Below are 14,540 nucleotides of genomic sequence, written 5' to 3'. Positions count from 1 at the left end.
GAACTAGTTGGTGATTCTTAGGACAGTGCTGCGTGTCGGCGACGTGCGGACTCGGCGATGACCCTGCAGTGCAAGGTGCGGCTCAGCCCGACCGAGGTCGACGTGAAGTACAGGGGGTTGCAACGCATCGATCTTGTTTTGCGCTGCGACGATCACAATGTTGTCGTCGTCAATAAGAGCCAGAACTCGGGGACTGATTTGCTGATTGCCACGGCCAAGCAAGAACCCTTGACCACCGACAACCCCAAGAATCAATACGCTGCCAGGATGCGTGGAAACATGCTCCCACAGCGCGTTCTCCGAAGCATCGGCAACAACAACTGCTCCATCAGCGACGATGTCAAAACCGTTGCGAGTGCCCTCGAGTCCCAGCGCAACAAGGATGCTGCCGACGGTCGTTCCCGGGCCGAGAATGTAGCTCGTGCCTGCCGTCATACTGGCCGCGATTTGAGCACCGAGAGCCGGGATATCAGCATTCGTGCTGTCAGCGCGGGCCACCTTGGGGCCCTGCACTCCGGCGGTCGCGTGCGGCACTCGCGCCACCGCGATGTCGCTGACGTCCTGATCACCGGGGATGACATCCAGAACTTCGGTCTCGTGAGAGAGCCGACGCTCGCCCGCCGAAAGGTATTCGGCGGCAATTTCGCCCGCGCGCTCGGGCGTGTGAGCGAAGACTCCCGAGTGCATCTTTACTCCGCTGGGGGTGCCGAGCACGGTGATCGCGGTTCCAAGCTCAGCGACGATGTCGGCCGCTGTTCCATCTCCGCCAGCGAAGAGAAGCAGATCGACGTTGGCGTCTCGCATCGCGATTGCCGCAGCGTGAGTATCAGCAGCCGACGTTCTTTCGCTCGCGACTCCCACCGTGCGTGCCACTGTCAGTCCGCTGGCGCGCACACTGTTCTCGCCCATTGCACCGGCCGCCGCCACGATGTCGATTGCTGCCGGATGCTCGCGACGCAGCACAGCGAGTGCACGTTGCATCCGCTCCTCGGCTCCGGGCAAAGCTCCGAGAGCGCGTGCCTGTTCAGAAGCATCGCCATCGGTTCCGTGAATTGCGACCGCTCCACCCATACCGGCGATCGGGTTGACGATAACGCCAACCCGAACAACCGTGGAAAGGGCTTTAGCCAATCAGTCCTTCTTCTTTCACTACGTCGTCGAGAGCCCGTCGCGTTCCTGCCACCATGGCGTCGATTTCTTCTTCTGTGGTGGTGAACGGCGGGGAGAACGAAATGGTGTCTGCGGCCGGAAGGGCACGAGTCACAACGCCGTGCGCGAGGCTGCGCTTGGTTACCTTCGCGGCGAATCCCATCGCGGGGTCAAAGGCCTTCATGGGTGCCGTGCTCTGAACGAACTCGACAGCGCCCACGAGACCCTGACCGCGGATTTCGCCGACGTTCGGATGCCCGGCGAATTCTTCTTGCAATCGACGGTGCATGTGCGCGCCGACGGTAGCGGCGCGTTCCGTGAGGTTGTCGTTCTCGATGATGTCGAGGTTCGTCAGTGCTGCAGCTGCGGCAAGCGGATGCGCCGAGTAGGTGTAGCCGTGGCCGAATCCTCCGTAGAGGTCCTGCCCGGCCATCACGACATCCCACACCTTCGGGGTCACGAGGCACGCCGAGAGGGGAACGTAGGCCGAGGTGATGCCCTTGGCCACGGTGATGAGGTCAGGCTTCATGCCGAAGGCGGTCGTTCCGAAGTCGACGCCGAGTCGCCCGAAGCCACAGACAACCTCATCAGCGATCAGAAGGACGTCGTACTTGTTCAGCACTGCCTGGATCGCTTCGAAGTATCCAGCGGGAGGGATGATGACTCCGCCGGCAGCCTGCATGGGCTCGGCGATGAAGGCGGCGACAGTATCGGGGCCCTCGGCGAGAATGAGCTCTTCGAGTTCACGGGCAAGAACGGCGACGAAATCGGCATCAGTCATGCCGGGTTCTGCTTCCCACAGACGGTGCGGCGGGCGCACGTGGCGAATCATCGGCAGTGGCAGGTCGAAGCCATCGTGCAGGTTCGTGAGCCCGGTCAATCCCGCGCTCAGTACAGTCACGCCGTGGTAGCCGCGGGTGCGGGAGATGATCTTCTTCTTTTGCGGCAGCCCGCGCACGTTGTTGTAGTACCAGACCAGCTTGGCTTGAGTGTCGTTGGCGTCAGAACCACTGTTGCCAAAGAAGACGCGAGACACCGGAACCGGTGCCATATCGGTGAGACGCTTCGCAAGGCGGGCGGGAAGATCAGTGCCCATGCCGGAGAACGCGTGATAGTACGGCAGCGTATTCGCTTGGTGCGCGAGGGCTTCCGCCATCTCGGGGCGAGAGTAGCCGATATTGACGCACCACAACCCCGCCATTGCATCGAGGTAGGTTCCGCCGTTGGAGTCCGTCAGCGTTGATCCTGAACCGCTCACGATGGTCAACGAAGGGCCTGTCTCATTAAATGTCTTCAGCGCCGTGAACGGGTGAAACAGGTTGTGACGATCCATCTCCTGGAGGGAAGCCGAGGACTGGTGCGACATGGGGTGACTCCCTAGGGTTTGCTATGCTCGAAAGCAATAAAGTGCGTTCTAAGAACTTAAGTTCGTAATATGAACCTACCAAATCAACGACGGAATCGCGATAGTTGACGATTAAAGCTTCCGCGGAGGAAACCATGGATTATCTCTCAGGCAAGAATATTCTCGTGACGGGCGCCTCGCGCGGCATCGGGGCCAGCATTGCTCGCGAACTGAGCGAGCGCGGTGCGCACGTCATCGCCCAGTACAACACCTCTGCTGCCGGTGCAGAAGAGGCAACAGCAGCCGCTTCCGAAAGGCTTCTGGTGTCTGCAGACTTCTCTGACCCCGCAGCAGCAGCCCAACTCTGGAAGACCGCTGTCGACTGGCACGGCCGAGTAGACGCTGTCGTGTGCAACGCCGCCGTCATGCCCGAAGTTGACTTCGACGCCCCGGAAGCAGAGTGGAACGCCGCGTGGGACCTCGCTCTTCAGGTCAACACTCGCGCACCATCCGACCTCACTCGTCTTGCGACGCAACACCACCTAGAGAATGGCGGCGGCGTCATCGTCGGCATCTCCAGCTGGGCCGCCCAGCGCGGAGCATCCAGTTCGCGCCTCGTCGGCTACTCGGCATCGAAAGCGGCCTACGCGGCCATGCTCAAGACTGTCGCTCGCGCCTACGCCGCAGACAACGTGCTCGCGTACCTCATTGCTCCGGGCGTTGTTCAGACCGAGATGAGCCAGACCGCGGCATTGAGCTCCGGCGGGGTCGACCGCATCACCGAGAGCCTCGCCATGAAGGAATGGGTTCCCCCCACAGACATCGCGACGCTGGTGGGCATGCTGTGTGAGGGACGCTTGCGTCACCTCACTGGAGCCACCCTCGACGTCAACGGCGCGAGCTACGTTCGATGAGCGCGTCGCACCTTTTCAGCCCCCTCACCATCGGCGATGTCACCTTCGCCAACCGCGCGTGGGTCTCGCCCATGTGCCAGTACTCCGCAGGCTCGGATGGAGTGCCACTCAACTGGCACCTTGTGCATCTCGGCCAATTTGCGATGGGCGGAACCGGCCTCATCCTGACCGAGGCGACTTCAGTCAGCCCCGAAGGCCGACTCTCCCCCCAAGACACCGGTCTCTGGAACGATGAGCAAGCCGCCGGCTGGAAACCCATCGTCAATTTCGTTCACGAACAGGGAACCCACATCGGAGTGCAGCTCGTGCACTCCGGCCGCAAGGCATCCACCTCAACGCCATGGTCGGGCACGGGCTACATCGATCCCGCTGATGGCGGATGGTCGACCGTCGCTCCCTCACCCATCCCGTTCGCCGAGCTTCCTGAACCCCAAGAGCTCACGGTCACAGAGATCGAGCGCATCATCAGCGACTTCGTTGCAGCAGCTCGGCGCGCTATCCAGTGCGGATTCGACGTCATCGAACTCCATGCGGCCCACGGCTACCTGCTCAACCAGTTTCTCTCGCCGCTCTCAAACCAGCGCACAGATGGCTACGGAGGCGATTTCGACGGTCGCACGCGAATGCTCCGCGAAGTGGTGACTGCGGTCCGCGAAGTGTGGACAGCTGGTCGACCCCTGTTCGTGCGGGTCTCGGCGACCGATTGGGCTGAGGGTGGCTGGTCTATCGAGGACACCGTACGGCTCTCCGTCGTACTGAAGGACCTTGGCGTTGACCTCATCGACTGCTCGACTGGCGGCATCGTGCGCACGTCGATCCCCATCGGTTCCGGCTACCAAGTGCCTTTCGCGGCCCAAGTTAGAGCGGAGTCCGGCCTGGCCACCTCCGCGGTCGGACTAATCACCGACGCGGCCCAGGCTGAGACAATTATCCGCTCCGGTCAGGCAGACGCAGTCATGTTGGGCCGCGCAGTGTTGCGAGAGCCGCACTGGGTAAACATCGCTGCGGAAAAGTTGCGAGCCGAGCCTCGCTGGCCAAATCAGTACGGGGCGGCAGCGCGAGGCTAGTCGCTCGCTTTCCGGCAGGCTCAACGACAAAGGCCCCCGCGCTACGACAACTGTCGCGGCACGGGGGCCTCACGTAGTGGTAGTGCTTATGGCGCAGGGTTTGCTACAGCCTCATCAACAAGGCCAAAGTCGATATCCCAGTAGCCGAGAATTTTTTCGTATGAGCCGTCTTCAATCAGCTTGTTGACAGCGGCAGTGATTGCTTCGGTCATGCCTGACTTCTTGCTTACCGCAACACCTTCAAGGTTGGGCTGGTAATCGAGCGCTTGAATCTCGAATCCTTCAGCGCTTCCACCATCCCGGAGCAACCAAGAAAGCTGGCCTTTCGCCGTCATGAATGCGTCGATTCGATCCGAGGACACCGCGAGCAAGGCCGCACCCTGCTGCGGGAACGAGTCCACGGACGGCGCATCGGCGCCAGCGCTTTCACACGTCGCGATGATCTCATCGAGCTGGATGAGGAACGCGGAGCCCGCGAGTGCGCCAACGCGGAGGCCACAAAGGTCATCCGGGGCGCCAATGCTGAGGCCAGAGCCTTCTCGCGTAATGACGCCAGTCGTGCTCTCGTGCACGGCAACGATGTCGACGACCGCGAGACGTTCCTCGGTCACGATAATTGATGCCCAGGAGGTGTCATAGCGACCGTTCTCAATGCCTGGAATGAATGTGTCGAACGCGCCCGAGACCTCAGCGTCGTACTCAAGGCCGAGCACCGCAGCAGTGGCACGAGCAAGGTCGGGGCCCCAGCCGGCGAGTTCGTCGTTCTCGTCGAGGAAGGTGTCTGCGGGAGCGTTGTCGTATTGGATAGCCGTCAACTTGCCGGATTCCGCTACGGCATCAGGGAGAAGAGCGGCGAGTTCCGCGTCCTTCTTAATCATCACGCCGGCGACTTCGGTTCCGTCGGCACTGTTTCCGGCATCCGCATCAGATCCAGAATCGCTCGAGCAGGCGACGAGGGAAACCGCGAGCGCGGCGGATGCGGCGACAGCCACAATGCGGCGGTGCGCGTGGGGGGTGAGCTTCTTCATAACTGTGGGGCTCCTTCGCTCTAACAAATATTGTTCGCTTAGCGTGCAAGTGTTCACCACGCGCGCGGAGCTGTCAATAACTATCGACGCGCGTCAGGCCACGATTGTGTAAAGATTTCGAACACTTGGTCACTGAGCGCACAACGCCTATGATGGATAAATTGCCGGTCACTACGTCACGTGCGACCGAGAATCGATAAGACGGGACGCCCCATGGGAACGAAAGAGACCGTAGAGAAGGAACCCGAGCGGGGACCCCTCACCACTCAGCTCCAACTGGGCATCCTCCCGTCTGGCAAGAAAGTCAAGGCCGCTCGCAACGGGCGTTCCACGCTCTCCACCATCGGCGGCTGGGCACTGCGCATCTTCGTCGTGCTCGTGATTCTCGAGATCATTTCGAAATTCCTCACGGCCGATGCCATGCGGTGGGATGTCGTCTGGTCCTATCTCTTTAGCGAGAAAGTTCTCAGCGGAGTTGGCCTCACCCTCTTCCTCACATTCGTTGCGATGGTGCTCGGTTGCATCATCGGCCTGCTGCTCGCGCTCATGAAGATCTCCAACAGCCTGCTGCTGAACGTGACGGCCGACGGCTATATCTGGCTCTTCCGCGGCACACCACTGCTCGTGCAGTTGCTGTTCTGGTACAACCTCGCGAGCTTCCTCCCCCAGCTGACCTTCGGCATCCCCTTCGGCCCCCAGTTCCTCGAATTCGATACCAACTCCGTCGTCACGGCGATGGTTGCCGCGATGCTCGGCCTCGGGCTCAACGAAGGCGCATACATGTCGGAGATTTTCCGTGCGGGAATTCAGTCGGTAGATCATGGTCAGAGCGAAGCAGCCGCGGCGCTGGGCATGTCCCGCCGACGCGCCATGAACCGAATCGTGCTACCCCAAGCAATGCGCGTGATTGTGCCACCGACAGGCAACCAAGTCATCTCGATGCTCAAAGGAACCAGCCTCGTCAGCATCGTCGCCATCAGCGAGCTGCTCTATACCGTGCAGGTCATCTACGCCCGAACCTTCGAAACCATCCCACTGCTCGTTGTGGCCTGCATTTGGTACCTGTTCCTCACGACCGTTCTTTCGATCGGCCAGCATTACATCGAGAAGCACTACGCCAAGGGCGCCAACCGCAACGTGCCCGACACCTACCTCACCAAATTCAAGAAGCTGTTTGGCCCCTCTGCCCGTCAAGAATTTGCTACCCAGGAGACCGTGCGCTGATGAACACTGACACCGAACCCATCATTGAAATTCAGCGTCTTTCCAAGCACTACGGCAAGCTTCAGGTGCTGCGTGAAGTTGACCTCGACGTTTTTCCCGGCGAAGTCGTCTGCATCATCGGCCCCTCGGGCTCAGGCAAGAGCACACTGCTGCGCTGCGTGAACCACCTCGAGACGCCTGACGGTGGGGTCGTGCGTCTCGAGGGCGACCCCGTCGGTGTTCGCGAATCGCGTGGCCACCTCGTCGAGCTCTCCCCCGCTGAGCTTGCGAGCCAACGCGTCGACATCGGCATGGTGTTTCAGAGCTTCAACCTCTTTGGTCACATGACCGTGCTGGAGAACATCATCGAGGCACCCATGCAGGTACTCGGCACGAGCAGGGTCGAAGCCGAAAAACACGCCATGCAATTACTGGAATGGGTGCGGCTCGAAGGCAAAGAAAACACGTACCCCAGACAACTTTCCGGTGGCCAACAACAGCGCGCGGCGATTGCTCGCGCCTTGGCCATGCGCCCGAAGGTGATGCTTTTCGATGAGCCGACCTCTGCGCTCGACCCTGAGACCGTCGGAGAGGTTCTTTCGATCATGCGGCGGCTTGCGACCGAAGGCCTCACGATGATGGTCGTAACTCACGAGATCGACTTTGCCCACGATGTGGCAGACCGAGTCGTCTTCATGGACGGTGGGACGATTATCGAGATGGGTGTGCCAGCGGACGTTCTCAGCCATCCCAAGGAGGAACGCACCCAGCAGTTCCTCTCTCGCATCCTCAAGACGAACCCCGCTTCGTAGCGCCAACGCAGCGCCCTTGGCCTCGCCGTCACGGCGATGAGCGGCTACTTTTCGAGAATCACGTTCGGCACATCGCCCTGGTGGCGCAGGCCTTCGAGCTTGATCATGGCTAGCTCGCGACGCAGTACATTCTCTTCCCAATCATCGCCGGGAAGCAGCTCATTCATTTCGTCCATCACGTACGCAATTGTCTGTGGAATCCACGGGTCGCCGGCTCCGCGGGCGCTTCCGATACGGGCGTACACGGCACCGATCACTTCGGCATGCTGCGCCGTGCCTCCGCGAGTGTTGAGCTCTGAGGTCGCAAACGGCCCAGTAATCGACCAACGCCGACCGAGCCCTTCACGCACAAGCGTGTCGACATCGCGGGGAGTGACGACTCCTTCGCCCACAAGAAAGTAAGCCTCCCGCAACAACGCCCCCTGAAGGCGGTTGAAGACAAAACCTTCGATCTCGTTCTTCACGACGACCGGCGACATCCGCACTGAACTCAAGAGGGCACACGTCGTCGCAACGGTCGCATCGCTCGTATACACGGAGGGAACAACCTCGGCCACGCGTAAGAGATAGGGAGGATTTGCCGGATGCACGACGAGACAACGATCGCGCCCGGCAAGTTCCGCTGTGAACTGTGACGACGGAATCGTCGACGTCGAGCTTGCCAGCGTGACCCCGGGATCAGTCGCATCATCGAGCCAGGCAAAGAGATCCCTCTTGACCTCGACAGATTCTGTGACGCTCTCCTGGACGTGCACGGCACCTACGATGACATCCTCACGGGATGTAGCAATGACGATGCGTTCGAGAACCGTTGCGGGAGATTCGCTGATGAGTCCCGCCTCAGCAAGCTTGTTGAGGCGGAACTCCACAGCAGGGATAACGCGATCAAGCATCGCGATCTCATAGTCATACACGCGAACACGGCAGCCACTCGTTGCGAACACTACGGCCCAACCGATGCCGATTGTGCCGACACCGATGAGCGCTATGGTCGGCGCTTCGCTGTCGTGTTCGAGGCTGGTATTCACGCTCGAATCACAGGCCCAGACGAGTGGACTGCTGCGAGATCCGTTCCATGATGGGGAGGATGCGGCTCACGCGCTCTTCGCCCTCGTCGCCCAGTTGCGCGAAGGTAGTGAGGGGCGGGCGAACAGTGCCGACGGGGTAGCCTGCGCGAGCCGCCAACTCCTTCGAGTAGCACTGGTGACCGTAAGTGGGGTGACCCTCGGCGATAATCTCGTCGAGTTCATCGATGAGTCGCTGAATCGTGCGAGCCTCTTCGAAGCGACCGTCGGCGGCAAGCTGAACGAAGCCAGCGGATGCCCGGGGGATGTAGTTTCCGTAGGGGTTGACGTAGCCGACCGCGCCCAAAAGATAGGAGTCGACAACGCGCTCTCCCGCAAAGACGTTGATGAGGCCGTCGCTGGCTTCGAGCACATCGCGCACGCGACCGAGCTCTTGGCTCGATTCCTTGATGTAGCGCACGTTCTCAAAAGCGCGAGCGAGTCGAGCGACCAGTTTGGCACTCATGTCGACGTTTGATGTGACCGGGTTGTTGTACAACATGATCGGGATCTGCACGGCTTCACTGATCGCCTTGTAGTGGCGGAAGATCTCGTCATCCGTTGGCGTGTAGTAGAAGGGGGGAAGAATCATGAGTCCGTCTGCGCCCAACTCTTCTGCTTGTGCGCTACGTCGGACCGCTTCCTTGGTGCTCGCGGCCATCGAGCCGACAACAACAGGAATACGTCCGTTGATGTGCTTGACGGTCTCTTCGACAACCTGCTGACGCTCGTCATCGGTGATCGCGACGAACTCGCCGGTCGTACCGAGCATGATGATGCCGGGGACTTTCTCGTCGAGCTGCCAGTCAAGGAATCGCTTGAGCGCTGGTACGTCGATTGACGAGCCGTCGGCGGTGAATGGGGTTACGGCGACGGTATAACTACCTCGGAATTCGGCGACCACAATTTCCTCTCTGCGCACGAGTGTGCGTGTAATGAACATTTACAGCATACGGGAGTTGGACTCTGCTCGTCGAGAATTGGCACGAAGTATTTCACTATGCGGTCGATCTGTCCGTATAGCGAACACAAATGAGGTCTGCGCGCTATATGCTAGTTTTCTTGACGATCAAGATTCAGGTAGGGAAAATTAGTGAGCGATCCAGAACTCCCAGCGAATGGCGCGGCCGATTTCGTCCAGTCTCTCGATCGCGGACTCCGCGTTATTCGAGCGTTCAGCGATCGACATGATCGTCTATCCATGGCCGACGTCGCGCGTGCGACCAATCAGAGCCGTGCAGCGACCCGCCGCTTCCTCCTCACTTTGGAGTCACTGGGCTACCTGGGCGTCGATGACAAGCGATATTACCTTCGGCCCCGGGTTCTCGAACTCGGCTACGCCTACCTCTCCTCCTCCACCGCGATCGAAGTGACACAGCACTACCTTGAGGAACTCAGCAAGGAACTCAATGAATCTTGTTCGGCGTGCGCTTACGATCGTGGCGAAATTGTCTATGTCGCGCGGTCCGCTGCCGACCGGATCATGACAGTCAACATCGGTGTTGGCCGCCGACTCCCTGCTTTCGCCACGTCGACCGGACGGCTCATGCTGTCGTCCCTCTCCCCAGCGGAGCTCGATGACTTCTTCGCGACCTATCCCCGCCCTGCGCTGACAAACAAGACCATCACCGACGAAGGCGAACTCCGAGCCCTCATCGCAACAGCGGGCGAGCAGGGTTGGACCATCAACGACGAGGAATTCGAGCACGGGGTTCGCGCCGTCGCGGCCCCGGTTTATGACGCCGCCGGAAAGATGTGGGCGGCAGTCAACATCTCCGTGCCCGCCTCCCGCGCCTCGATGAAAGAACTCGAGTCAAAGTTCTTGCCCCGCTTGCTCGAAGTGACTCAACAGATTTCACGAGACATTAAGCGCTAACAACAAGATCCGCTATGAGTCAAGGGCCGAGAGATTATCTCGGCCCTTGACTGTTGCATCGCGAAGCGTACTTGTTACTCGAAGCTCGACTCGTCGACCGTAAGAGCGATGTACTTCGTCTCCAAGAAGTCCTCGAGACCCTCATGCCCGCCCTCACGGCCGAGTCCCGACGACTTCACTCCACCGAACGGGGCTGCAGGCTCCGCCATGATTCCGCGGTTGACGCCGACCATTCCGAAGTCGAGGCGCTCCGACAACGCAACTGCTCGCGAAATGTCACGGGTGAAGAGGTACGCCGCCAGCCCATAGTGGGTATCGTTGGCGAATTCCAGCGCCTCAGAAACAGAGTCGACGGTGTAGAGCGCAGCGACGGGCGCGAAGATTTCGTCGTTGCAGAAGTCGTGCTTCTTGTCGGGGAAACTCATCACGGTTGGCTCGAAGAAGAAGCCGTCGCGATCGATCGCCTTCCCGCCGAGCAGCAGCGTTGCTCCCGCGGCTTTTTGGAAGTCTTCGACGAGACGCCCGGTACGGTCGCGCTGACGAGCGTTGATGAGGGGCCCGACAACAACGTTCGAGTCAAAGCCATCGCCCACTTCAAGTTCGCCGGCCGCAGCCACGAACTTCTCCGTGAACTCCTGCGCGATGTCGCGGTGCAAAATGATTCGATTGGCGGCAACGCACGCCTGACCGGCGTTACGGAACTTGCAGTTGACCGCTTCACGCACAGCAAGATCAACGTCCGCGTCATCCAGCACCACAAACGGCCCGTCGCCACCCAGCTCCATCGACGTGTTGACGATATTGCGCGCAGCCTGTTCGAGCAACGTGCTTCCCACGGCTGTAGACCCGGTGAAGCTCACCTTGCGCAGCCGCGGGTCAGCAAGCAGCGGTGCCGAGATGGATGCCGAATTGCTGGTGTGGATGAGGTTAACGACGCCAGCGGGGAAACCTGCCTCCTCCAACGTCGCCACAAACAGTGCCGCCGTCAGCGGGGTCTCGCTTGCCGACTTGAACACCACGGTGCAGCCCGCGGCGAGCGCAGCCCCACCCTTGCGCGCGTTCATGAGCATAGGGAAGTTCCATGGGGTGATGAGCAAAGCAGGCCCGACGGGCTGCTTGGTGGTCATTACGCGAAATCCACCGTTGGATGACGAAGAATAGGTGCCGTGGATGTGCGCAATCTGCTCGGCGTACCACTGGAAGAATCCCATCGATAGAGCGAATTCGCCCACGGACTCCGCCCGGGGCTTTCCGCTCTCGAGCGTCATGACGTCGGCAAACGCATCTGCGCGGGATTCGAGCAGACGGTGGGCGGCGTGGAAGAGGTTGGCACGCGCACGAGGCGCCATCGTGCGCCAGCTATCTTGCGCGGCAACCGCCGCGTCGAGCGCGCGCACGGCGTCTGAAGCGTCACCGTCGCTTACGCTGGCAATGACGCTGCCGGTTGACGGGTTAACGACCGAGAACTCGCGGCCGGTTTCTTCCCAGGTGCCCCCGATGAAGATTCCCAGCGGAACCTTGTGGTCGCTGAGCAGTGTATGTGTTTGCGGGGTAAGTGGTTCGACCATGGCGGCGCCTTCCTGGAGCGTGGGTGGTGTTCACATCAATTCTGCCATCTATCCGCTTTGCGCACGAGAGGGCGAATAGCGGTTATTCTCATTCATGATTGCACACCATCTAAATGAGAGGCACAACAAATGTCGAACGAAACCGATGCCGCAGAGATTTGGGCGAACCAGCAAGACATGTACGTCGGATTTGAAACCGGCAACCGCGCTCGCACCGACCAGTACATTCATGCCGACTGCACGATCTGGGATTCAGGCAACTGGTCTATGGTGATCGGCCTCGACGGACTCAACGCCGTTCGCGCAGCACGCCCAGCCGACGACGACCAGCCCAAGGTCCTCTCGCTCACTGCACACGACCCCGTCACCGACGTCTGGGGCGACATCGCCGTGCTACGCCACTACGCCACCGTCGTATTCGAGGGAGACACCCCCGACGAGCTGCTGCGCAACACCGGCGTCTGGCAGCGCGAGCCCGAGGGATGGCGCCTCATTCACAACCAAGAACAACGCTCGTGGGAATAACTTCCCCTTCGCCTTCGTGGTGCTGCGTTCCCGTGAGCGCAGCACCAAGGCTGCATAGTAGATACAGAACTCACGGGTTAATCGGGGACAAGACACAGTGAAACAGAATGCGGAAGTCGCCGTAATCGGCGGCGGAATTACGGGCGCTGCAACCGCCTACGAACTGGCCAAGCGCGGCGTCGATGTCGTACTGGTCGACGGCAAGGATCTCAACACCGAGGCCTCCGGTCGCAACGCTGGCAGCCTTCACGGGATGATCCAGCATCCGTCCTTCATGGAACGCGGCGAGGACTGGGCGCGCAGCTTCCTTCCTGCCCTGCGCTTTCTCACTGATTCCCTTGAGCTGTGGGATGCGCTCTCTGCCGAGCTTGGCGTCGACCTCGAGGTCACTCGCAACGGCGGCATCCTCATCGGCGCCACCCAGGGACAGCTCGACGACATCGCGCGCAAGGTCGCGATTGAACAGGAGGCGGGCTACAGCTCCCGCATGCTCAGCCAGACGGAGCTGCGAGAACTCGCCCCGTGGGTATCGCCCGACATGCCCGGAGGGTCCTATATGCCGACCGAGGGCAAGGCCAATCCCCTCCTCGCCGCACCCGCCTTTGCCCGGGCCGCTGAAAAACACGGTGCTCGCTTTGCATTGGGCGCACCGGTGACGCGCATCACCCGCACGCTCAACGGCTACGACCTTGAAGTAGGGGCAACCATCATCAACACGCGTTCCATCGTGCTTGCCGCTGGTGATGGGCTGAATTCAATCGGTCGGATGCTTGACCTCGACATCCCCGTCACGAGCGAGCCGGTGCAGGTCAGCGCCACCGAACCTGTCAAGCCGCTCGTGAAGCACCTTGTTTACTACGCCGGCGACAAGCTCACCCTGAAGCAGGCACACACGGGCGCATTGTTGATCGGTGGCGGGTGGCCCGCGCGACGCAACTCTGAGGGTGAGTGGGTGGTCAACCCAGACTCATTGCGCGACAATCTCCGCGTCGCGATGAAGGTCGCGCCGGCGATCGCTAATGCTCACGTTGTTCGCACTTGGGCGGGGATCGGGAATGCGACGCCAGACCTGCTTCCCATCATCGGAGAATATGCTGCGGCTCCTGGCGTCTTTGTCGGGATTTATCCACACATGGGATTCACCGCTGGCCCGCTGATGGGACGCATTCTGGCGGACCTCGCCACAGGCACTCCCGTTGAGCGGGACCTTTCGTCTTTCGCGCCGGAGCGTTTCACTCCTTAGCTGGCTCAGGCACCGCAGGCAGCATGCGCCGATGTCGCGCCCGCAGGGCCGTCAGGGTCGTTTCGGGCAAATGTCCTTGCGATTTCCACAGTGTTATTCAAGCAAAAATCGAGATTTGTTCGCAACACGAACACTTGTTCAATTATGCAACATGCGTGTAGGCTCTCGATCCAAGAGGTCGACACCCGAGTCTTACCCTAGATCTGAACCGACATTCGCACGACGAAAGTCACGTTCGATCAAGCACCTCAGGCTTACCGACGCCTCTTGTTTTGCATCAAACGGCACTAACCACACCGCGGCAGACGCACATCTGGCGAAGGGGAACCGCATGACAATCGAAACCGACAAAGCCGAAATTTGGCATGGGCAGAGCGAGATGTATCGCGGATTCGAAACACAGGACCGTGCCCGCATCGACCGCCACATCCATCCCGACTGCACCATTTGGGATTCGGAGCATGAAGCACTTGTATTCGGCCTTGAGGGTTTAAACGCCGTGCGAGCCGCTAGACCAACCGGCAACGATCAACCACACGTGGCTTCGCTCGAAGCATTCGGCCACGTCATCGATGTCTGGGGCGATGTCGCTGTACTTCGCCACATGCTCGTCGTTCGCTTCGACGGTGAGACGCCCGACGAGCGCATCCGCAACACGGGTGTCTGGCGTCGCACACCAGAGGGCTGGCGCGTAGCCCACAACCACGAAGATGTGCTTGTGGCCGCCTCGGCGTAACAAAGAAACA

The 14,540-nt window shown here is 60.4% G+C and carries 14 protein-coding genes; 8 read left to right on the top strand and 6 right to left on the bottom strand.

Annotation, left to right across the window (positions count from 1 at the left end; all coding sequences use genetic code 11):
* Nucleotides 1-3: 3 nt before the first annotated feature.
* Nucleotides 4-1,131, bottom strand: a complete 1,128-nt coding sequence (locus ACOH1Z_RS08360; RefSeq protein ID WP_449647981.1) for an ATP-NAD kinase family protein — start codon at nucleotides 1,129-1,131, stop codon at nucleotides 4-6.
* On the bottom strand, nucleotides 1,124-2,515 hold the full coding sequence (locus ACOH1Z_RS08355) for an aminotransferase (RefSeq protein ID WP_449647980.1): 1,392 nt from the start codon (nucleotides 2,513-2,515) through the stop codon (nucleotides 1,124-1,126). The genes ACOH1Z_RS08360 and ACOH1Z_RS08355 overlap by 8 nt, the downstream gene beginning before the upstream one ends.
* Before the next feature lie 134 nt (nucleotides 2,516-2,649).
* Here ACOH1Z_RS08355 and ACOH1Z_RS08350 point away from each other — a divergent pair, with 134 nt between their 5' ends.
* Complete coding sequence (locus tag ACOH1Z_RS08350) at nucleotides 2,650-3,408, top strand: SDR family NAD(P)-dependent oxidoreductase (RefSeq protein WP_449647979.1); 759 nt, start codon at nucleotides 2,650-2,652, stop codon at nucleotides 3,406-3,408.
* Nucleotides 3,405-4,475: an NADH:flavin oxidoreductase/NADH oxidase gene (locus ACOH1Z_RS08345; RefSeq protein ID WP_449647978.1), complete on the top strand. Its 1,071-nt coding sequence runs from the start codon at nucleotides 3,405-3,407 to the stop codon at nucleotides 4,473-4,475. Before ACOH1Z_RS08350 ends, ACOH1Z_RS08345 begins: the two co-directional genes overlap by 4 nt.
* Nucleotides 4,476-4,561: 86 nt before the next feature.
* On the opposite strand, the gene ACOH1Z_RS08340 is transcribed toward ACOH1Z_RS08345, so the two are convergent.
* Nucleotides 4,562-5,503, bottom strand: coding sequence for a transporter substrate-binding domain-containing protein (locus ACOH1Z_RS08340; protein WP_449647977.1), 942 nt, complete (start codon nucleotides 5,501-5,503; stop codon nucleotides 4,562-4,564).
* 180 nt (nucleotides 5,504-5,683) lie between these two features.
* Between ACOH1Z_RS08340 and ACOH1Z_RS08335 the strand changes: the two genes are divergently transcribed.
* The gene (locus ACOH1Z_RS08335) at nucleotides 5,684-6,727 is read left to right on the top strand and encodes an amino acid ABC transporter permease (protein WP_449647976.1); all 1,044 of its coding nucleotides are present in this window, start codon (nucleotides 5,684-5,686) and stop codon (nucleotides 6,725-6,727) included.
* Nucleotides 6,727-7,518, top strand: a complete 792-nt coding sequence (locus ACOH1Z_RS08330; RefSeq protein WP_449647975.1) for an amino acid ABC transporter ATP-binding protein — start codon at nucleotides 6,727-6,729, stop codon at nucleotides 7,516-7,518. Before ACOH1Z_RS08335 ends, ACOH1Z_RS08330 begins: the two co-directional genes overlap by 1 nt.
* A 44-nt stretch (nucleotides 7,519-7,562) precedes the next feature.
* Here the strand turns inward: ACOH1Z_RS08330 and ACOH1Z_RS08325 are convergent, their stop codons facing one another.
* Both ACOH1Z_RS08325 and ACOH1Z_RS08320 read right to left on the bottom strand, forming a co-directional pair.
* Entirely contained in the window at nucleotides 7,563-8,546 is a 984-nt protein-coding gene (locus tag ACOH1Z_RS08325) for a 3-hydroxyacyl-CoA dehydrogenase (protein WP_449647974.1), read from the bottom strand.
* Nucleotides 8,547-8,553: 7 nt separating this feature from the next.
* Nucleotides 8,554-9,504 carry a dihydrodipicolinate synthase family protein gene (locus tag ACOH1Z_RS08320; RefSeq protein ID WP_449647973.1) on the bottom strand — a complete coding sequence of 317 codons (951 nt, stop codon included), beginning with the start codon at nucleotides 9,502-9,504 and terminating at the stop codon, nucleotides 8,554-8,556.
* 171 nt (nucleotides 9,505-9,675) lie between these two features.
* Here ACOH1Z_RS08320 and ACOH1Z_RS08315 point away from each other — a divergent pair, with 171 nt between their 5' ends.
* Nucleotides 9,676-10,458 (top strand): IclR family transcriptional regulator domain-containing protein, encoded by a 783-nt coding sequence (locus ACOH1Z_RS08315; RefSeq protein WP_449647972.1) that lies wholly within the window; start codon nucleotides 9,676-9,678, stop codon nucleotides 10,456-10,458.
* Nucleotides 10,459-10,532: 74 nt separating this feature from the next.
* Here the strand turns inward: ACOH1Z_RS08315 and ACOH1Z_RS08310 are convergent, their stop codons facing one another.
* Nucleotides 10,533-12,026 (bottom strand): NAD-dependent succinate-semialdehyde dehydrogenase, encoded by a 1,494-nt coding sequence (locus ACOH1Z_RS08310; RefSeq protein WP_449647971.1) that lies wholly within the window; start codon nucleotides 12,024-12,026, stop codon nucleotides 10,533-10,535.
* Between the two features lie 129 nt (nucleotides 12,027-12,155).
* Here ACOH1Z_RS08310 and ACOH1Z_RS08305 point away from each other — a divergent pair, with 129 nt between their 5' ends.
* The 3 genes from ACOH1Z_RS08305 to ACOH1Z_RS08295 all read left to right on the top strand — a co-directional run bounded on the left by ACOH1Z_RS08305 (nucleotide 12,156) and on the right by ACOH1Z_RS08295 (nucleotide 14,530).
* Nucleotides 12,156-12,551 carry a nuclear transport factor 2 family protein gene (locus ACOH1Z_RS08305; protein ID WP_449647970.1) on the top strand — a complete coding sequence of 132 codons (396 nt, stop codon included), beginning with the start codon at nucleotides 12,156-12,158 and terminating at the stop codon, nucleotides 12,549-12,551.
* Between the two features lie 97 nt (nucleotides 12,552-12,648).
* The gene (locus ACOH1Z_RS08300) at nucleotides 12,649-13,794 is read left to right on the top strand and encodes an NAD(P)/FAD-dependent oxidoreductase (RefSeq protein WP_449647969.1); all 1,146 of its coding nucleotides are present in this window, start codon (nucleotides 12,649-12,651) and stop codon (nucleotides 13,792-13,794) included.
* 331 nt (nucleotides 13,795-14,125) lie between these two features.
* Nucleotides 14,126-14,530, top strand: a complete 405-nt coding sequence (locus tag ACOH1Z_RS08295) for a DUF4440 domain-containing protein (RefSeq protein WP_449647968.1) — start codon at nucleotides 14,126-14,128, stop codon at nucleotides 14,528-14,530.
* Nucleotides 14,531-14,540: the final 10 nt, after the last annotated feature.

This window comes from Rhodoglobus sp. (assembly GCF_053580035.1).
Note: the sequence above shows the minus strand (reverse complement) of the source record. Positions and strands in the feature narration are given on the sequence as shown.